The 19,929-nt window shown below is 41.6% G+C and carries 16 protein-coding genes; 1 reads left to right on the plus strand and 15 read right to left on the minus strand.

Annotated elements, in window-relative coordinates; genetic code table 11:
- Positions 1-17: 17 nt before the first annotated feature.
- From ilvA to E2P86_RS01640, 15 genes are all read right to left on the minus strand, one after another.
- Positions 18-1,265: a threonine ammonia-lyase IlvA gene (gene ilvA, locus E2P86_RS01570; protein ID WP_134430301.1), complete on the minus strand. Its 1,248-nt coding sequence runs from the start codon at positions 1,263-1,265 to the stop codon at positions 18-20.
- Positions 1,266-1,283: 18 nt separating this feature from the next.
- Positions 1,284-2,441: a 2-isopropylmalate synthase gene (locus tag E2P86_RS01575; protein WP_085472463.1), complete on the minus strand. Its 1,158-nt coding sequence runs from the start codon at positions 2,439-2,441 to the stop codon at positions 1,284-1,286.
- An 81-nt stretch (positions 2,442-2,522) separates the two neighbouring features.
- Positions 2,523-3,596 (minus strand): 3-isopropylmalate dehydrogenase, encoded by a 1,074-nt coding sequence (leuB, locus tag E2P86_RS01580; protein ID WP_085472462.1) that lies wholly within the window; start codon positions 3,594-3,596, stop codon positions 2,523-2,525.
- A 2-nt stretch (positions 3,597-3,598) separates the two neighbouring features.
- On the minus strand, positions 3,599-5,071 hold the full coding sequence (locus E2P86_RS01585; protein ID WP_200811763.1) for an ATP-binding cassette domain-containing protein: 1,473 nt from the start codon (positions 5,069-5,071) through the stop codon (positions 3,599-3,601).
- Positions 5,071-5,655 carry a 3-isopropylmalate dehydratase small subunit gene (gene leuD / locus E2P86_RS01590; protein WP_085472460.1) on the minus strand — a complete coding sequence of 195 codons (585 nt, stop codon included), beginning with the start codon at positions 5,653-5,655 and terminating at the stop codon, positions 5,071-5,073. The genes E2P86_RS01585 and leuD overlap by 1 nt, the downstream gene beginning before the upstream one ends.
- A gap of 125 nt (positions 5,656-5,780) precedes the next feature.
- Positions 5,781-7,178, minus strand: a complete 1,398-nt coding sequence (gene leuC / locus E2P86_RS01595; protein ID WP_134430304.1) for a 3-isopropylmalate dehydratase large subunit — start codon at positions 7,176-7,178, stop codon at positions 5,781-5,783.
- Between the two features lie 91 nt (positions 7,179-7,269).
- The gene (gene ilvC / locus E2P86_RS01600; RefSeq protein ID WP_085472458.1) at positions 7,270-8,751 is read right to left on the minus strand and encodes a ketol-acid reductoisomerase; all 1,482 of its coding nucleotides are present in this window, start codon (positions 8,749-8,751) and stop codon (positions 7,270-7,272) included.
- Between the two features lie 47 nt (positions 8,752-8,798).
- Positions 8,799-9,263, minus strand: coding sequence for a DinB family protein (locus E2P86_RS01605; RefSeq protein WP_085472457.1), 465 nt, complete (start codon positions 9,261-9,263; stop codon positions 8,799-8,801).
- Between the two features lie 6 nt (positions 9,264-9,269).
- Positions 9,270-9,860 (minus strand): acetolactate synthase small subunit, encoded by a 591-nt coding sequence (ilvN, locus tag E2P86_RS01610; protein WP_085472456.1) that lies wholly within the window; start codon positions 9,858-9,860, stop codon positions 9,270-9,272.
- A 27-nt stretch (positions 9,861-9,887) separates the two neighbouring features.
- Entirely contained in the window at positions 9,888-11,630 is a 1,743-nt protein-coding gene (gene ilvB, locus E2P86_RS01615) for a biosynthetic-type acetolactate synthase large subunit (RefSeq protein ID WP_085472455.1), read from the minus strand.
- A gap of 88 nt (positions 11,631-11,718) precedes the next feature.
- Positions 11,719-13,419, minus strand: coding sequence for a dihydroxy-acid dehydratase (ilvD, locus tag E2P86_RS01620; protein WP_085472454.1), 1,701 nt, complete (start codon positions 13,417-13,419; stop codon positions 11,719-11,721).
- Positions 13,403-14,293 carry a branched-chain amino acid transaminase gene (locus E2P86_RS01625; protein WP_085472453.1) on the minus strand — a complete coding sequence of 297 codons (891 nt, stop codon included), beginning with the start codon at positions 14,291-14,293 and terminating at the stop codon, positions 13,403-13,405. Before E2P86_RS01625 ends, ilvD begins: the two co-directional genes overlap by 17 nt.
- A gap of 367 nt (positions 14,294-14,660) precedes the next feature.
- Positions 14,661-14,909, minus strand: a complete 249-nt coding sequence (gene atpC / locus E2P86_RS01630) for an ATP synthase F1 subunit epsilon (protein ID WP_085472452.1) — start codon at positions 14,907-14,909, stop codon at positions 14,661-14,663.
- 9 nt (positions 14,910-14,918) lie between these two features.
- On the minus strand, positions 14,919-16,421 hold the full coding sequence (atpD, locus tag E2P86_RS01635; protein ID WP_085472451.1) for a F0F1 ATP synthase subunit beta: 1,503 nt from the start codon (positions 16,419-16,421) through the stop codon (positions 14,919-14,921).
- A gap of 224 nt (positions 16,422-16,645) precedes the next feature.
- Entirely contained in the window at positions 16,646-17,242 is a 597-nt protein-coding gene (locus E2P86_RS01640) for a hypothetical protein (protein ID WP_085472450.1), read from the minus strand.
- 339 nt (positions 17,243-17,581) lie between these two features.
- On the opposite strand from E2P86_RS01640, the gene E2P86_RS01645 reads away from it, so the two are divergent.
- The gene (locus E2P86_RS01645) at positions 17,582-19,828 is read left to right on the plus strand and encodes an alpha-L-fucosidase (RefSeq protein ID WP_134430307.1); all 2,247 of its coding nucleotides are present in this window, start codon (positions 17,582-17,584) and stop codon (positions 19,826-19,828) included.
- The last annotated feature ends 101 nt before the right edge of the window (positions 19,829-19,929 follow it).

Below are 19,929 nucleotides of genomic sequence, written 5' to 3' on the forward strand. Positions count from 1 at the left end.
ATCCGGCTTTTTTAAGCTTACACTAAATACTCAAATAGTGTTTGGTCTTTATTGACTTCAATAAAGTCAAACTTATAGGCTTTAAACCGCTCTATAAGCGATGTATAATCTTTTGGATCATTGAGTTCGATACCAATTAAAGCCGGTCCACGTTCACGTTCCGTTTTTTTGATATATTCAAAACGTGTAATATCATCTTTGGCTCCGAGAACTTCCGTTACTAAAAGACGAAGAGCGCCTGGACGTTGTGGGAAACGAACAATAAAGTAATGTTTGAATCCTTCGTAGAGTAAAGACATCTCTTTGATCTCACTCATCCGATCGATATCGTTGTTTCCTCCGGAAACAACACAAACAACTTTCTTCCCTTTGATTTCTTCCTTATGAAACTCCAATGCTGCGATTGAAAGTGCTCCAGCAGGCTCTACGACAATTGCATCCTTGTTGTAAAGTTGTAAGATCGTGGTACATATCTTGCCTTCCGGAATCGGTTTTACGGAGTCCAGTAGCTGACTGCTGATTGTATAATTGAGCGCACCGATTTTTTTAACTGCCGCACCATCTACAAACTTGTTGATATGCTCTAGTTCAATAGGGCCATTATTCTTTAAAGCGGCCAACATGGAAGGAGCTCCCTCGGGTTCAACACCATAAAGCTTGACTTGCGGTGCATGTTTCTTTAAATGGTAGCTTACGCCAGAAGACAAGCCGCCGCCGCCAATAGGAATGAAAATCGCATCCAAATCGGGTAAATCTTCTAAAATTTCTACAGCTACAGTTCCCTGACCTTCGATGATACGTTCATCATCAAAAGGAGGGATAAAGGTCATATTATGTTCTGCAGTATATTCTAATGCTGCTTTTTGACAATCGTCAAACGTATCGCCTGTCAGGACAATCTCAATACAACCATTACCCCACATCTCTGTTTGGGTAATTTTCTGTCTTGGCGTCGGCCCTGGCATAAAAATGACACCTTTAATTCCTAGTTTCTTACAGGATAAAGCAACGCCTTGGGCGTGGTTACCGGCGCTAGCACAGGTTACACCACGACCACGCTCTTCTGCTGTCAGACTAACGATTTTATTATACGCTCCACGCAACTTGTAGGAACGTACAACCTGTAAGTCTTCACGTTTTAGATAGATCTCCGCACCGTAGGTTTCAGATAAGTGTATATTGTATTGTAACGGTGTTCGGTTTACAATATCCTTTATCCGTACCGCAGCTTGGTCGGAGTTTATGTTTAATGTTGATAAATCCATTTAAAAATAAAATTTGTCTTACGACTGCATCAACGCTTTAAGATCCTCATCACAAAGATCCTTTTTCGCGTCTGCGACTACCAAGAAGCGTTCGTATGTTACCGCCAATTGATCTTTATCTAGTTCATATCCCAAACGCTCTAAGTGGTGTTTCAAGGCATGTCTACCTGAGCGCGCCGTTAAGATAATGCCCGCTTCATCTAAACCAACATCTTCCGGACGAATAATTTCATAGTTTTCGCGGTGTTTCAAGAAGCCATCTTGGTGAATTCCTGAGCTGTGCGCAAATGCATTCTTACCAACAATAGCTTTATTGGGCTGCACCGGCATACGCATCATTTCACTTACTTTGCGAGAAATATAAGTGAACATTTTGCTGTCAATATTGGAAGACAAGCCTCCGAAGGCTTGTTTGTGCACTTGCAAGATCATCGCTACTTCTTCTAGGGAAGTATTTCCTGCGCGTTCACCGATACCGTTAATGGTACATTCAACCTGACGCGCCCCATTCTGAACAGCAGCAATGGAATTGGCTGTTGCTAAACCGAGGTCATTGTGACAGTGTGCCGAAATAATTGCCTGATCGATATTTTTTACATGTTCAGTAAGGTACTTAATTTTTGCGCCATATTGATCAGGTAAACAGTATCCATTTGTATCCGGGATGTTCACTACGGTTGCGCCTGCAGCAATAACGCTCTCGACCATTTGGGCTAAGAAAGCTAAGTCTGCGCGACCCGCATCTTCTGCATAGAATTCCACGTCCTCTACATAAGATTTAGCATGTTTGACAGCTTCTACAGCACGGGCTAAAATATCTTCTCGGGTGGAGTTGAATTTATATTTGATGTGCATATCGGAAGCACCAATACCGGTGTGGATACGTGGTCTCTTTGCATATTTCAAAGCTTCAGCAGCGACGTCAATATCGTTTTTGTTGGCGCGAGTTAGGGCACAGATGATGACATCATCTACTGCTTTAGATAATTCGACTACGGATTGAAAATCGCCTGGACTCGATACAGGGAAGCCGGCTTCGATAATGTCGACTCCCAGGCTTTCCAAGTCTTTGGCAATTTCTATTTTTTCTGATGTTGTTAACTGACAACCAGGAACCTGTTCACCATCACGTAGAGTGGTGTCAAAAATGTATAAATGATTTGGATCGTGTAACATAATCTTCAGATTTTAAAGTTTAGAAGAGATAAGATATTATTATCCCTTCTTGACCTATTATATTTTATACTTCGTTAATTACTATCTGATAAATTCTAAAACTTTCTCACCCATTTCTTTGGTGCCTAAGATTTTATCAGCTGGTGTTTCCGCATTGGCGATATCGCCTGTTCTCCATCCTGCTTTCAATGTCTCAGCGACTGCATTTGTTACGGCTTTGGCTTCTTCTTGGAGACCAAAAGAGATATCTAGCATTAATGCTGCGGAAAGGATCGAGGCAAGTGGATTTGCTTTATTTTGTCCAGCAATATCATGTGCGGATCCATGAATTGGCTCGAAAAATCCGGTACCATCACCTACGGAAGCCGAAGCCAACATGCCCATAGATCCTGCAATCTGCGAAGCTTCATCTGTAAGGATATCTCCAAATAGATTAGCCGTTAGGACCACGTCAAATTTTTTCGGGTTTTTCACCAATTGCATTGCTGCATTGTCGATAAACATGTGTTCTGTTTCTACATCTGGGTATTCCGGTGCAATTTCTTGTACCACTTCACGCCATAGACGAGATGTTTCCAATACGTTGGCTTTATCTACGGAACATAGTTTCTTACTTCTTGTTTGTGCAGCTTCAAAAGCTTTACGTGTAATACGCTCTACCTCGTAACGGTGGTAATTCATTAGGTCAGAGGCAAAGGTATTATCTTCGTTGCGGTTCTTTTCGCCAAAGTACACATCGCCTGTTAACTCACGGAAGAAAAGAATGTCCGTTCCACGTAACACTTCTGGTTTTAAGCTCGATGCGTCTAGCAGCTCGTCGAACAATAGAATCGGACGTAGGTTGGCATAAAGACCTAGTTCTTTACGTATTTTTAATAAACCTTGTTCAGGGCGTACCTTCGCGGAAGGGTCATTATCATATTTAGCATGACCGATGGCTCCGAAAAGGATGGCATCAGAATTTCTTGCTTTCTCTAGTGTTTCATCTGGAAGTGGATTGCCGGTTGCTTCGATTGCCGTATGACCCATAATAGCGTCATCAAAAGCAAAGGAGTGTCCATATTTTTGTGCAATGGCTTCTAGAACTTGTTTTCCCCATGTCGTAACCTCTTGTCCAATTCCATCTCCGGGGATTATTAAAATATTTTTTTTCATTGTTAATTATATGCTATACTTTCTAATAATGATTCTGACAATATGACTTCCCCTTTTTCTAATACAAGTCGATGACTTAGGGAGTTAGGCAATTGTGTTTCATAATGACCGACATAAATTAATGTCTTGCCATGTGCGCTTAAATCGTCCACAACGGCATTGAAATGCGCTGTTTGTGCAGCATCTAATCCTTGACAAGGCTCGTCAAGAATCAATAATTGTGGATTCTTGATAATGGTCCGCGCTAATAAAGCTAGACGTTGCTTACCTAGGGGAAGCGTGTGTAAAAGCTTGTTTTTATCGGGTAATAAATCGAAGAAATCTAACAATTGCTCGAGTTGTTTCTTTTCCTCGTATTTAACGTCTAGAAACCAACCGATACTATCATAAAAGCCTGACGCAACGGCGTGCCATACAGTAGCGTTGGTGTCAAAATACCAGTGTAATTCAGGCGAAATAATGCCTATTTTTTCTTTGATTTCCCAAATACTCTCTCCAGATCCTCGTTTATTTCCAAATAGCCAAATATCACTGGCATAGGCTTGTGGGTGATCGCCATTCAACAAACTTAATAAGGTAGACTTCCCAGAGCCGTTGTGTCCTTGAAGTAGCCATTTTTCTCCTTTTTTTACGGTCCAACTTACTTTGTTGAGAACCACTTTTTCGCCATAGCGTACGATGACGTCTTTAAGCTCCAGCATGGTGTCTGCATCAACCGTTGGCGCCTGTTGTAAAAAGTAAGGGAGCGTTTTTTGTACACGTACCTGATCTTTTGTGAAATCTGCCGTACTATCGACCTCCCGAACAGCGCCGTCTATAATTTCCGCAAAGCGGTTCATAATAGATGGAATGTTGTTGTCGTTGGTGATAAGTATTAGGGTCGTTCCTTGGTTGGCAATTTGTGTTAAGATTGCATTTAGTTGTGCCCTCGAATTTTTGTCGAGTCCCGTATAGGGCTCATCGATAATAAGAAGTTGTGGTTTTAGCCATAGGGCCTGTACCAACTGTAGTTTTTTATGCTCACCGCTAGAAAGTTCTATCAGTTGAGTATTGCGGCAGTTCTCGAAACCTAGTGCTTCTAGGATAGGCTCCGCATCTTGCATCTGTAAACCGCGCTTCTGACCAAAATGCATAAGATCAGCGTATACAGTTAGCGTGTCGTTACCTTGATGTTTGTTGTACCGCTGTTGATAGTAAAAATTTCGATCTCCTTCGAGGTTGGTAAAGCGATACCAACTTGATACGTAGTGTGCAAGAGGAGGTAAGGTGCTGTTTGGATCAAAGGAAAGCTGGATATTGCCCGTATATTTCTCTTGGCCAAGAATAGCTTTGGCTAAGGAGGATTTGCCGGAGCCACTTTTTCCTCCAATAACCCAATGTTCACCCCGTTGCACACGCCAATCTAAAGCCGACAGTATGCTTTGACCAGCATATTGTAGCGTTAGATTGGCGATATGGACGACGGGATTTGTCATTATCTATTTTGTTCGAATTCTTCAATTAATGTCTTTTGGCTTAAGATGAAATCGATATCATCGTAACCGTTAATTAGACATGATTTTTTGTAGGGATTGATCTCAAATTCAAAACTGTCACCTGTCGCATCAATGGTTACCGTTTGCGCTTCTAGGTCAACAGAAAGGGTCGTATTTGCATCTGCAAAAACAGCCGCAAAAATTTTCTCCAAAAAGCTTTCTGGTACCTGAATCGGAAGAACGCCATTGTTTAATGCGTTACCTTTGAAGATATCCGCAAAGAAGGAGCTGATTACTACATCAAAGCCATAATCCTGGATGGCCCATGCCGCATGTTCGCGGGATGATCCACAGCCGAAGTTTTTACCCGCAACAAGAATCTTCCCACTGTAGGTATTATCGTTCATCACAAAATCTGCCTTAGGCTGGTTGTCGCTATCGAAGCGCCAGTCACGGAATAGATTGTCGCCAAAGCCGTCGCGGGTTGTAGCCTTAAGGAAGCGCGCAGGAATAATCTGATCGGTATCAATATTTTCAATCGGTAGTGGTACGACCGATGAGCTTAGTTTTTCAAATTTCTTCATGTGTTCAAAATAAAAAGTAAAAATTAAAAAGGGAAAAAACAGCTAGTTTCTAACCATGTGTTCAATTGAAAAAGGAGCACGCTATCGGCTTCTCTTTAATTTTTCCTTCTGCTTTTTTAAATTTTTTATATTAGTTCCCTTACGTCTACAATTTTTCCTGTTACCGCAGCTGCCGCAGCTGTCAATGGACTTGCCAGCATAGTACGCGCATTTGGCCCTTGCCGACCTTCAAAATTTCGGTTTGAGGTAGAAATACAGTATTTTCCTGCGGGGATTTTATCTTCATTCATCCCTAAACAAGCAGAACAACCTGGCTCACGTAAAACAAAACCTGCTTCCTCAAATATTTTATCGATACCCTCTTCTTTGGCTTGTGCTTCTACCTGTTTTGATCCAGGGACAATCCATACTTCGACATTTTCCGCTTTCTTTTTACCTTGCACAAAAGCCGCAACCTCGCGTAAGTCTTCAATTCGAGAGTTGGTACATGAGCCGATAAAAACGTAGTCTACAGGATGCCCTAAAAGAGATTCGTCATCTTGAAGGCCCATGTAGCTTAATGCTTTTTGGTACGATGGTTTCTCGGATTCTGGTTGTGCTTGAGTTGCCGGGATATGTTCTGTGATGCCGATTCCCATTCCTGGATTGGTACCATAGGTAATCATCGGCTGAATATCGGCTGCATCAAATTCTAATACGGCATCAAATGTCGCATCCTCATCGGAGTATAGTGTTTCCCAATAGGCGAGAGCTTTATCCCATTCTTCGCCTTTCGGTGCAAACTCACGACCTTTCACGTAATCAAATGTTGTTTGATCTGGCGCAATCAGTCCTCCGCGAGCACCCATTTCAATACTCATATTACAAACGGTCATTCTGCCTTCCATACTCAAAGAGCGAATAGCGGATCCCGCGTATTCTACGAAATACCCTGTACCACCAGCCGCAGATATTTTAGCGATGATATAGAGAATAATGTCTTTGGCACCGACACCATTGGCAAGCTCTCCGTTGACTTCGATTTTCATGGTTTTCGGTTTTTGCAACAAAAGACATTGTGTTGCAAAAACTTGTTCTACCTGTGAAGTACCGATTCCGAAAGCGATGGCGCCAAAAGCACCGTGTGTAGAGGTATGGCTATCGCCACATACCATAGTCTTCCCGGGTTGAGTAATCCCAAGCTCAGGACCGATAACATGCACAATACCTTGATAAGGGTGACCTAAGCCGTATAATTCTACACCAAATTCTTTACAGTTTTTGGTCAGCATATCAACCTGGTAACGCGACAATTCTTCCTTGATCGGAAGGTGTTGATCCAGCGTTGGAACATTATGGTCAGCCGTCGCTACGGTTTGTTTTGGACGGAAAACCGGTAGTCCTCTTTTCCGTAGACCGTCAAAAGCTTGTGGTGATGTTACCTCATGGATTAAATGTGTGTCGATATACAATACGTCTGGGAAGCCTTCTTGACTCTTAACGACGTGCGCATCCCAGATTTTCTCTACTAATGTTTTTCCCATTTTTCTCTTTCTCTTAATTTCATTTTAATAGCGGGTAAAATTTTGATATTCATAATTTTACCCGCTACTTTACTGCCTAATTTACGAAAATTTAAACAGTTTTTATAGTTTTCATTGCAGTCATTGCTTTACGCAATGTTCTACCCACAACTTCAACTTGGTGGTTACGTAAGATTTCGTTTACCTGTACAAGTTGTGTATTGTCTACTGAGCCGTCTTTACCTTCGTTGAAGTTTTTACCCACAAGATCGGTATCTACTTTCTTCATAAAGTCAGTTAATAGTGGTTTACAAGCTTGATCGAAAAGGTAACAACCGTATTCTGCAGTATCCGAAATTACACGGTTCATTTCGAATAATTTTTTACGTGCAATCGTGTTTGCGATAAGAGGTGTTTCGTGTAATGATTCGTAGTAAGCGGATTCAGGTTTGATACCGGCTTCAACCATAGTCTCGAATGCTAATTCCACACCAGCACGTACAAAGGCAACCATCAATAAGTAGTTGTCAAAGTATTCTTGCTCGGCAATTTTAACATCCCCAGCGGGTGTTTTTTCGAAAGCTGTTTCACCTGTTTCGGCACGCCATTTCAATAAATTTGCATCACCATTTGCCCAGTCTTCCATCATTGTTTTAGAGAACTCACCTGACATGATATCGTCTTGGTGTTTTTGGAACAATGGACGCATAATATCTTTCAATTCTTCAGATACTTGGTAGGCTTTGATCTTTGCCGGGTTAGATAAACGATCCAACATACCGCTTACACCACCATGTTTCAACGCTTCGGTGATTACTTCAACACCATATTGAACAAGCTTAGAAGCATAGCCTGCATCGATACCTTTTTCTACCATTTTGTCAAACGATAGGATCGATCCTGTTTGCAATAAACCACAAAGGATTGTTTGCTCACCCATTAAGTCAGATTTTACTTCTGCTACGAAAGATGATTTCAATACCCCAGCACGATGACCACCTGTACCAACACAGTAAGCTTTAGCATATGGCCAGCCTTTACCTTCTGGGTCGTTCTCCGGGTGTACAGCGATCAATGTAGGTACACCGAAACCTCTTAAGTATTCGGCACGAACTTCCGATCCTGGACATTTTGGCGCTACCATGATTACGGTTATATCTTTACGGATCTGCATCCCTTCTTCCACGATATTAAAACCATGTGAATAGGAAAGGGTAGCACCTTGTTTCATCAAAGGCATTACCGCATTGACAACGGATGTGTGTTGTTTATCTGGTGTCAAGTTGATGACAACATCAGCTTGAGGAATTAACTCCTCGTATGAACCAACAGTAAAGTTGTTATCTGTTGCATTTTTCCAAGAGTCTCTTTTTTGTTCAATAGCTTCTTTACGTAATGTATAGGATACATCCAAGCCACTGTCACGTAAGTTTAATCCTTGGTTTAAACCCTGTGCACCACAGCCTACGATTACGATTTTTTTACCTTTTAAAGCGTTTACACCGTCTGCGAATTGGGATGAATCCATGAATTCAGCATGACTTAGTTGGTTTAATTGTTCTCTAAGTGGTAATGTGTTGAAATAATTTGCCATTGTTTTATTATTAAATTCTATTCTTGTTTTGGTTGATTACTTGTTAATTATTTAAGTGCTTTTCGTTGTGCTAAAGCATAGCCAAAGTGTACATTATCGTGACCTGCTGTCGTGATAAAGACATCTTCGATGGTTTCTAGCGTAGCGCCGTATGTAGCCGTGCCGTACGGTGTAATTACTGCAAATGTTCCCGCTTTATAGTCTGCATCGATTTGATCAATGGTAGACAGCGCTAGTGTTTTTAATGCAGCAACTTCTGTAGCGGTTACTTCATAAGTTGGCTTGGAGCCTTTTTTGTAAGCGTCCAGGTATTCCACAAAACTATCGTCCTGACGAATGCCGGTGCGTACATAGACCAAGGTCTGTGTGCTGACTACAATGTGTCCAAAGTTCCATATGATATTGTTATTGAATCCTTCGGGAACTGTATTTAGTTGCTCCAGTGTTAAGCCATCGAGAAGCTCGATGAAGGCTGTCCGCGCTTGCTTTATGAATTTTAGTGTGCTATCCATTCTTGATTACATCGTGAAGACGTTGCCGCCTTGATCCAAAAATTCATTTTCAACAATCTCAGGAGCTGGTTCTTCGCGTTCAAACTGTTTTAGCTTGGAGTGGAAGCCTGCACTATCTTTGATGATGGCGATGCGTGCACCACGTACAAACTCGATCAGCCCATATTTTGTTAACTCGGCAGTCAGTTTATCGATCTCTTCGCGATGTCCCGCTGTTTCGAAAACAGTATAATCATTCCGTATTACAACCGCGGAAGCACCATACTCGCGAAGTAAACGCTCCACAGGTGCTTTCTCTGCGATAACGTCCGTCGGTACTTTATATAACGCTTGTTCTTGCCAAATCAGTTCTTGATCGGTATTGTAGTAGGCTTTCAAGACTTCGACTTGTTTCTCGATCTGACGACATAACTTGCGCACTACTTCCTCTGATTCTGTAATGAGGATGGTAAAGCGGTGTATTCCTTCCACTTCGGAAGGGGAAGTATTTAAACTTTCTATATTGATTTTACGACGTGAGAATATCCCTGAAATACGGCCAATCATACCGATGGAGTTTTCTGTATATAGGGTAATCGTATATTCTTGTTTTTCCATTTTAATTTTAACCTTTTAATTTGAAACCTATTTCAAACGTATTTCAGATACTGATGTGCCTTGTGCTACCATCGGGAAGACATTATTTTCCTTTCCGACCATCACCTCTAATAAGTAAGCTCCATCGTGATCCAACATCGTTTTAAGTGCTGTTTTCAACTCTTCGCGTTTCGAAATCTTGTTTCCATCGATGTAGTATCCTTTGGCTACTGCAACAAAATCCGGACTTGTGATATTCACAAAAGAATAGCGTTTGTCGTGGAACAACTGTTGCCATTGACGTACCATGCCTAGGAACTCATTGTTCAGAATAAGGATTTTTACTTTCGCACCAAACTGCATGATGGTTCCTAGTTCTTGGATGGTCATCTGTATCCCACCGTCACCGATAATGGCTACTACATCTCTATGAGGTGCGCCATACCAAGCACCGATGGCTGCTGGTAAACCAAAGCCCATCGTTCCTAAACCGCCCGATGTAACGTTGGATTTAGATGTGTTGAATTTAGCATAGCGACAGGTTACCATTTGGTGCTGACCTACGTCGGTTACAATGACTGCATCACCACCCGATAACTCGTTTAAGGTTTTGATCACTTCGCCCATTGTCATCATATCTGATGTAGGATTCAGCTCGTCATGGATAACTTCCTTGATTTCTTCTTTTTCAAGATCTCTAAATGCTTGTAACCAAGCGCTATGATCTGCTTTGTTTATTAAAGAGGTCAGCAACGGAAGCGTTTCTTTACAATCGCCCCATACGGGAACCGCTGTCTTCACATTTTTATCAATCTCTGCGGGATCAATATCTAAGTGTATTACTTTAGCCTGTTTCGCATACTTGTCAAGACGTCCCGTTACACGGTCATCAAAACGCATACCTACAGCTATCAGTACATCACATTCATTCGTCATGACATTGGGAGCATAATTACCATGCATACCAAGCATCCCCACATGTTGCGGGTGGTCGGTTTCCAATGCGCTTAATCCCATCACAGTAGTAGCGGCAGGGAAGCCTCCTTTTTCGATAAATGCTTTAAACGCTTCTTCAGCTTTTCCAAGAATGATACCTTGACCGAAAAGGACGAATGGCTTTTTCGCGCTATTAATCAGTTCTGCTGCTTGTTCAATATATTCTTTGCGGACAATTGGAGCTGGTCGATAGCTACGTACGTGGTCACATTTTTTGTAACCTTCGTAGTCGAACAACTGCATTTGTGCATTTTTAGTAATGTCAATAAGTACTGGTCCTGGACGTCCCGTTTGTGCGATGTAGAAAGCTTTCGCTAAAACGCTAGGAATTTCTGTCGCATCAGTCACCTGATAGTTCCACTTGGTTACCGGTGTCGTAATATTGATGACATCCGTCTCTTGGAAAGCATCCGTTCCGAGTAGGGAAGCAAAGACTTGCCCGGTAATACACACGATCGGGTTGCTATCAATCATCGCATCTGCCAGCCCGGTGACCAGGTTCGTGGCGCCAGGCCCGCTCGTTGCAAAGGCAACACCGACATTGCCGGAAGTGCGCGCATAACCTTGTGCCGCGTGGATACCACCTTGTTCATGTCTGACGAGGATGTGGGTTAGCTTTTCGTTGTAATCATACAACGCATCATAAATGGGCATTATGGCACCACCAGGGTAACCAAAAATGGTGTTTACGCCTTCGTGGATCAAAGCCTCCAAGACAGCTTGTGAACCCGTTAGTTGGGTTGTCGTCTGTGTTGTTGTTTCGGCCTTTGTCTCCGTTTTTTCCAGTGTATTCATTGTTTTAAGTAAAAAGTCAAAAGTAAAAAGTCAATAAGCCTATTGAAGTCCCACCATTTTAATTTTTAATTTTTCTCTTTTTAATTTTTTATAGATCCGTTACGCAGCCTTCTGAAGCGTCAGCAACCGTTTTGGCATATTTATATAAAACACCCTTGGTTACTTTTAACGCTGGTTGTACATAGTTCGCGCGACGTTTAGCGATGGTTTCTTCATCCACCTGCAAGTTGAGTTTGTTGTTGACTGCATCGATTTCAATGACGTCATCGTCTTCAACCAAGCCGATTAGACCACCGGCATATGCCTCTGGTGTGATGTGTCCAACCACAAAGCCATGTGTACCACCAGAGAACCTTCCATCGGTGATTAGTGCGACAGAATTGCCTAAGCCTGCACCGATGATTAGGGATGTCGGTTTTAACATTTCCGGCATACCTGGGGCACCGATAGGTCCGGCATTTTTAATCACGATTACATCGCCCGGTTTGATACGTCCTGACGATACGCCAGCTACAAGTTCATGCTCGCCATCAAATACGCGTGCTGGTCCGGTGAATTTCTCTCCTTCTTTACCCGAGATTTTCGCCACAGACCCCTTTTCGGCTAAATTGCCGTAAAGGATCTGCAGATGCCCTGTTGCTTTGATAGGATTCTCAAGGGGCTTTATGATAGGTTGGTTGTAGTCCATGATCGATTTAACATCCGCCAGGTTTTCTGCCATTGTCTTTCCTGTTACCGTTAGACAATCGCCATGTAATAAGCCTTGATCAAGCAAGTAACGTAAAACTGCAGGTGTCCCGCCGTATTGTTGTAAGTCTTGCATCAAGTATTTACCGGATGGTTTGAAGTCGGCTAGCACTGGTGTTTCGTCCGACATTTTTTGGAAATCATCCTGTGTGATGTCTACGCCTACAGATTTACCGATGGCAATAAAGTGAAGAACCGCATTGGTACTTCCTCCTAGTATGATAATAGCACGAATAGCATTTTCAAAAGCTTTGCGTGTCATGATATCTGAAGGTTTGATATCGCGCTCCAATAGAACGCGGATATATTTTCCAGCATCTAAACACTCTGCTTTTTTCTCTGCTGAGATAGCCGGGTTGGACGACGAGTAGGGAAGGCTCATGCCCAGTGCTTCAATAGCAGAAGCCATAGTATTAGCAGTGTACATACCTCCACAAGCGCCAGCGCCAGGGCAGGTGTGCTTAATGATCCCTTCGTAGTCTTCATCCGAAAGGTTTCCGCATACGCGTTGACCTAATGCTTCAAAAGCAGATACTATATTAAGTTCTTGCCCTTTATAGTGTCCTGGTGCAATTGTGCCGCCGTATACCATAATAGCTGGACGATCTAAACGTCCCATCGCCATAATAGCGCCCGGCATATTCTTGTCACAACCAGGGATCGCAATTAAACCGTCGTAGTATTGTCCGCCGCAAATGGTCTCGATACTGTCTGCGATAACATCGCGGGACACTAAAGAGTAGCGCATGCCGTCTGTTCCGTTGCTCATACCATCGCTGACACCGATCGTACCGAAAGTCAAGCCGACCAGATCATGCTCCCAGACGCCTTTTTTGACGACTTGCGCCAAATCATTCAGGTGCATGTTGCAGGTATTCCCATCATAACCCATGCTGGCAATACCGACCTGCCCTTTATCCATGTCGGCGTCGGTAAGGCCGATGCCGTAAAGCATGGCTTTGGCAGCGGGTTGGGTTTCATCTTGCGTAAAGATTCTACTGTACTTGTTTAAGGCGTTTCCTTGGTCAGATGATGACTTCATAATTCTCTTCTTCTAATACGAGTTGTTTATATTTCCGTTGAATGGTCGCTCCGATTGTGTGCTCCCAATCTTCTTTGTATGTAATATGATCTACTTCTTTTATACCTATTATTTCGGCCGCTGTTCCACAGAGGAAAGCACTATCGGCCTCATGTACATCTTGTAAGGTTAGCTTTTTTTCAATAACCTCGATATGTAGCGCTTTACAGATATCGATAACTGTTTCTCGGGTTATCCCAGGGAATACATGATCCAGTGGCGCCGTATATAATTTGAAATCTTTTTCAATGAATAGGTTCTCGCTGGATGCTTGTGCAATATGTCCTTCTTGATCTAACAACAATGCTTCATCATATCCATTCTTTAAGGCATCGCTCGCTGCTAAGATAGCATTGATATATTGCCCCGATACTTTTGCATCGATACGGAATGATTTAGGGTTTGGGCGTTGAATTTTGGACGTGCATACGCGCAAAAGATTCTGACCTAAGTATGGCCCCCATTCCCAAGCGGCGATCATAATCTTGGATGTCGTTGCGGAAGTAAGATGCATATTGGATCCAGAGAATACCAACGGTCGGATATAAGCCGCCCGTAAATTATTCATCTCTAGTAGCTGATAGGTCTCCGCAACTAATTGCCGAGCATTCCATTGGTAAGGAAGATTGATGGCGTTACACGAATAGGCCAGTCGTTCGAAATGTTCTTCTGCCTTAAATATACGGGTGCCATGGTGTGTGCTATATGCGCGTAGTCCTTCAAAAGCACCATACCCATAATGTAGCGATTGCCCAAATAAGTCTGTCCCGGCTTGATCTGCTTTCACAAACTCGCCATCCAGATAGATGAAAGTGTCTTGATTGTAATATTGCATATAAAATTGATTTTCTTCCTTACGAAAAAGTTTTCCTTACATAGATTTAAATCACTTTTGTTAAGTTAGGTCTATTAAAAATTCTTTACAATAGCAAAAGAAAGTATTTTGAAAAAGTTTAATATTTTGAGTAATCATAATTTGAAGTATTTTATTTTGTTAATATGTTTTGTTTTGGTTTTTAATTTTTATCAAGATAGACTAAAATTAAAATTGGTATATTTTTTGAAAAATTGATTTTCTAGGTTTTATCTCAAAATTCTTCCTGAAAAGTGCTTTTGGTCACAAAAAGTTGAAAAATAACCTACAAAAAAAAGCCCTTAAAACTTGAAGTCTTAAGGGCTTTTGCTTTTCGTATTATGATTCGTTATTCTTCCACGATTCCTTCTGCTAATACGGTAATAACATTGTCCTTAGCTTCCACGACACCGCCTCTAATGACCAGAACGATTTCGTCTTTGCCATTTTGAATAATAATCTTTCCGTCCTCTAAAGTAGATACAATAGCGGCGTGGTCTTTCAAAATTTGGAAAGAGCCAGTACTGCCTGGTACAGTGACCGCAGTTGCTACGCCATCGTAAGCTAATTTATCGGGTGTAATGATCGTTAATTTCATGTGTATTTTTTAAACAGCCTCAGCTAATAGTTTTTTACCTTTTTCAATAGCTTCGTCGATGTTACCAACCAGGTTGAATGCAGCCTCTGGGTATTCATCAACTTCACCATCAATAATCATGTTGAAACCTTTGATTGTATCTTTAATATCAACAAGTACACCTTTCAAACCTGTGAACTGCTCCGCTACGTGGAAAGGTTGAGATAAGAAACGCTGTACGCGACGTGCACGGTGTACCGTTAATTTATCTTCTTCAGAAAGCTCATCCATACCTAAGATAGCAATGATATCTTGAAGTTCTTTATAGCGTTGTAAGATTTCTTTCACACGTTGTGCTGTGTTGTAGTGCTCGTCACCTAAAACTGCTGGTGATAAGATACGTGAAGTTGAATCTAATGGATCCACCGCAGGGTAGATACCAAGCTCTGCAATTTTACGAGACAATACTGTTGTTGCATCTAAGTGGGCAAATGTTGTTGCCGGTGCAGGGTCAGTTAAGTCATCGGCAGGTACGTATACCGCTTGTACAGAAGTAATAGATCCGTTTTTCGTTGATGTAATACGCTCTTGCATTAGACCCATCTCTGTTGCTAATGTTGGTTGGTAACCTACTGCTGAAGGCATACGACCTAGAAGAGCTGATACTTCAGAACCCGCTTGTGTAAAACGGAAGATGTTATCGATAAAGAAAAGTACGTCACGACCTTGGCCATCACCTTCACCATCACGGAAGTATTCCGCTACAGTAAGACCCGATAAAGCTACACGAGCACGTGCCCCAGGAGGCTCGTTCATCTGACCGAATACGAACGTACATTTCGATTCTTTCATCAATTCGTTGTCTACTTTATCTAAAGGCCATTCGCCTTTTTCCATGCCTTCCATGAAGTGCTCGCCGTATTTGATAATGCCGGATTCCAACATCTCACGAAGAAGGTCATTTCCTTCACGTGTACGCTCACCTACACCTGCAAATACAGATAGACCACCGTGTCCTTTAGCGATATTGTTGATTAACTCTTGGATTAATACTGTTTTACCTACACCAGCACCACCAAACAAACCGATTTTACCACCTTTAGCGTAAGGCTCTAGCAAGTCGATAACTTTGATACCTGTGAACAATACCTCAGATTCTGTTGAAAGCTCATCAAATCTTGGTGGAACGTTGTGGATAGGACGTCCATTAGTTTTGTCCAAATTGTGGATACCATCGATAGCGTCACCAACAACGTTGAATACACGACCTTTGATTTCTTCACCGATAGGCATTTTAATAGGAGCACCAGTGTCAACAACTTTCATTCCACGAACTAAACCTTCGGTTGCATCCATGGCGATTGTACGTACACGGTCCTCGCCTAAGTGTTGTTGAACTTCTAAAACGATACGCTGACCATTGTCTTTTTCAATGTACAATGCATCGTAAATCTTAGGAAGATTTTCATTGTCGGCGAAGTTGACGTCAACTACTGGGCCGATAATCTGCGCTATTTTACCAATATTGGGCATATTATAGGGACTAAATATTTATTAATCAATTTAAAACAGATGCTTATTAGCACCTGGATTTTGGAATGCAAAAATAAGTTATATCTATTTAAAAGCAAAACGGTTATTGATAATTATTTCATTTTTTACACGAAAGAGCAGGTCTGCCAAATTTTATGTCTATTTAGAATAAGTATATAAGGTAAAAAAGCCTCTGTACAGAGGCTTTTAGATATGTTTTAAAATTAGGAACTGCCTTTCATTTGTTCGTCCAGCAATTGTCTTTTTAAAAGTTGCTCACGCTCCATAGATTTTTTTCGTAACGTTTGTAACTCTTCTTGCAGCTCATCTACACTTTTTCGGTGTTCATTAGTGTCTACTTTTGCTTTACGGAAGGAGGCAAGCGTTGCTAGGAAGGCCAATGCGAATACAATTATTAAGGCCCATACCACCATATGGTAGGTGGTTTTAGCAAAGTCAATGCCCAACAGGCTTATACTATCTGTTCTTTTCTGTTCCGTTTCCAACTGTGTGCTTAAGCTGCTTACTGAGTCTTTCAAATTTTTAACTGTACTTACCGAAGAAGAGGAGTTTTGCTTCAAGTCGGAAATCTCCTTCTGATATTTAGAAATAGAATCTAATACATTTTTACGTATAATCTCGATGTTGGCTTTCCGCACGAGTTTAAAATCTACATCCTGCGATCGGGATAAATTAGTGAGGTTGGTGAACTGATCATTCAGGGTGCCTTGTTGTATGGCATAAGGGAGCATCATTCTGTTCTGCGCAAACGATGTCAAGGATAAAAAAGTGAAAGCAAGTAGGAAAAAACGTTGTAACATAAAAAATTTTTGTCTCTAAAGGGTTGTTATCTCTATCTATAAAAACTCGAATATGGTAAAGTTATTGTTTTTTACGGACATATTTGCCGTTAATCATTAATTAAATTTACTCTTATTAAGTAAACCAATTTTTGTATCAATTAGTTTTTGCCGTTGGCCTTTTTTATCTACTTTAATTTACAGGCGTATCTGGTATCGGGATGTATTTCACGAATTTAGGAAGTATAGCAAGGTTAATTGCTGTTAGATAATATAGTCTTAATATGCGCTAATATAGTTTAGGTCTTGTTATCCATTATCTTCTATCTTTCCGAATTTAAACCATAGCCCGTATTTAAAATGACACGTTGTAATCGATTATTGCTGGCCGCTTTTAGTGGATTGATAGCAAGCCCACTTTTTGCACAACAGTCCGGCTCACAGACTGTTCTTCCTGTAAAAAACACCTATGCTATTTCTAAGGGAGATACCGAACAAGATATTTTGGCAAAGGCCATTCGTGTAGTGCCTACGAGTAAGCAGTATGCCGCATTACAAGATGAATTTATCGCCTTTATTCATTTTGGACCGAATACATTTACCAAAATGGAGTGGGGAAATGGAAAAGAAGACCCTCGTATTTTTGATTTAAAAAATCTGGACACCGATCAATGGTGCGCTACCATGAGGGATGCGGGAATGAAAAAAGTGATTCTAACAGTAAAACATCACGATGGTTTTGTGCTGTGGCAGAGCCGGTATACAGATCATGGTATTATGTCAACAGGTTTTCGGCAAGGAAAGGGAGATATTTTAAAGGATCTTTCACAGTCTTGTCAAAAGTATGGGTTGAAACTTGGGATTTATTTATCCCCAGCAGATTTGTTCCAAATTGAAAACGAGAAGGGATTGTATGGAAATTTGAGTACGTATAGTAAACGAACTATTCCCCGACGTGTTGAAGGGCGCCCTTTTCAAAATAAAAAGACTTTTGAATTCGATGTCGATGACTACAATGAATACTTCTTAAATCAATTGTTTGAATTACTTACGGAGTATGGTCCTGTACATGAGGTTTGGTTTGATGGTGCACATCCAAAAACAAAAGGTGGGCAAAAGTACAATTATGCGGCCTGGCGCACATTAATTCATACCCTAGCGCCCGAGGCGGTTATTTTTGGTAAAGAAGACATTCGTTGGTGCGGTAATGAGGCTGGCGGAACCCGTAAGACGGAATGGAATGTTATACCTTATGATGCCGATCCTCATAATTTAGAAGGTTTCCGGGACTTAACGGAGGATGATCTAGGTAGTCGAGCACAATTATATACGGCAAAATATCTACATTATCAACAAGCAGAAACCAATACTTCAATTCGAGAGGGCTGGTTTTACCGAGATGATGTATATCAAAAGGTGCGTAGTGCTGATGATGTGTTTGATATCTATGAGCGTTCGGTGGGTGGAAATTCAACGTTTCTCTTAAATATTCCGCCAAATCGGGATGGACTTTTTTCCGCAGAAGATGTAGAAGTGCTGACCGAAGTTGGACAGCGGATTAAGGAAGGTTATTCGACTAATTTGCTTGAGGAAGCGATACAGTTACAACTGAAACTTAGAAGTAATCTATCGACCACTTTTGTGTTGGATCGAGGTCATATCGAGTTCGTGACGAAGAAGCCGATTCGGATTAATCGTTTTGTGCTTCAAGAGGCAATCCAGACACATGGGGAGCGTATTGAAAAACATGCTCTCGATGTTTGGAGAGATGGGAAATGGGAACAAGTTGCGGAAGGAACCAATGTCGGGTATAAAAGGATCTTACGTTTTCCGGTAATTGAGGGAAGTAAGTTTAGGGTGCGGGTTTCTGAGAGCAGGGCTATTCCTGTTTTGTCAAATATAGGAGCTTTTTATGTGCCAGTAAGACCTCCTCAGTTGGCGATCCGAAAAGATGTTAATGGGCAGGTAACGATCGCTCCACAGCGACATGAATTCGGATGGAAGCCACACGGTGAGGATGCGGTTGCCAACCAACAATCTAGCTTTACTATTTATTATACCGAGGATGGAACAAACCCTACATCGAAGTCGCAACAATATACAGGCGCATTTGTACCGCAAGCATCGCGTATTAAAGCGGTTGCTGTGGATGGAGCAGGTATGTTAGGTCCGATGGTCGATGAGACAATCGGTTTTGCCAAAAAACAATGGAAGGTGATTTCCAACAGTAGCGAACGTGCAAAGGCAACAGCCGCAATGGCTATTGATGAGGATCCTGACACATATTGGCATTCTTCCGCGACTGGAGCAACGCAATCAATTGAAATAGATTTAGGTGCTATGTGCGATTTTTCGGCTTTTAGCTATACGCCACAACGAAAACACCCCGAAGGTATGATGGCTAAAGGAAAGTTGTTTACCAGTGTTGATGGTAAGGTGTGGAGTGAGACGGGGAGTTTCGAGTTCGGAAATCTGATTAATGACCCTTCGAAACGAAAACATGTGTTTTCAGGTAAAGTAAGAGCTCGTTATGTTCGTTTAGTGTCGACAGAAATTACGGGGAACGGAAATTCATTGAGTATGTCAGAGCTGGACTTTTATCCATAGTGATATTATGACCTTTTTAGCGCTGTTTAGGTAAAATAGTTTAGGAATCTTGTTAATCCAGTGTTAGTTTATAAAGAAATTATAAACTATTTTTAGCATTA

This window comes from Sphingobacterium psychroaquaticum, assembly GCF_004421025.1.
Classification (GTDB): domain Bacteria; phylum Bacteroidota; class Bacteroidia; order Sphingobacteriales; family Sphingobacteriaceae; genus Sphingobacterium; species Sphingobacterium psychroaquaticum.

Coding starts and splice junctions, on each gene's coding strand:
- ilvA (WP_134430301.1), bottom strand. CDS start 1,265: ATGGATTTATCAACATTAAACATAAACTCCGACCAAGCTGCGGTACGG.
- E2P86_RS01575 (WP_085472463.1), bottom strand. CDS start 2,441: ATGTTACACGATCCAAATCATTTATACATTTTTGACACCACTCTACGT.
- leuB (WP_085472462.1), bottom strand. CDS start 3,596: ATGAAAAAAAATATTTTAATAATCCCCGGAGATGGAATTGGACAAGAG.
- E2P86_RS01585 (WP_200811763.1), bottom strand. CDS start 5,071: ATGACAAATCCCGTCGTCCATATCGCCAATCTAACGCTACAATATGCT.
- leuD (WP_085472460.1), bottom strand. CDS start 5,655: ATGAAGAAATTTGAAAAACTAAGCTCATCGGTCGTACCACTACCGATT.
- leuC (WP_134430304.1), bottom strand. CDS start 7,178: ATGGGAAAAACATTAGTAGAGAAAATCTGGGATGCGCACGTCGTTAAG.
- ilvC (WP_085472458.1), bottom strand. CDS start 8,751: ATGGCAAATTATTTCAACACATTACCACTTAGAGAACAATTAAACCAA.
- E2P86_RS01605 (WP_085472457.1), bottom strand. CDS start 9,263: ATGGATAGCACACTAAAATTCATAAAGCAAGCGCGGACAGCCTTCATC.
- ilvN (WP_085472456.1), bottom strand. CDS start 9,860: ATGGAAAAACAAGAATATACGATTACCCTATATACAGAAAACTCCATC.
- ilvB (WP_085472455.1), bottom strand. CDS start 11,630: ATGAATACACTGGAAAAAACGGAGACAAAGGCCGAAACAACAACACAG.
- ilvD (WP_085472454.1), bottom strand. CDS start 13,419: ATGAAGTCATCATCTGACCAAGGAAACGCCTTAAACAAGTACAGTAGA.
- E2P86_RS01625 (WP_085472453.1), bottom strand. CDS start 14,293: ATGCAATATTACAATCAAGACACTTTCATCTATCTGGATGGCGAGTTT.
- atpC (WP_085472452.1), bottom strand. CDS start 14,909: ATGAAATTAACGATCATTACACCCGATAAATTAGCTTACGATGGCGTA.
- atpD (WP_085472451.1), bottom strand. CDS start 16,421: ATGCCCAATATTGGTAAAATAGCGCAGATTATCGGCCCAGTAGTTGAC.
- E2P86_RS01640 (WP_085472450.1), bottom strand. CDS start 17,242: ATGTTACAACGTTTTTTCCTACTTGCTTTCACTTTTTTATCCTTGACA.
- E2P86_RS01645 (WP_134430307.1), top strand. CDS start 17,582: ATGACACGTTGTAATCGATTATTGCTGGCCGCTTTTAGTGGATTGATA.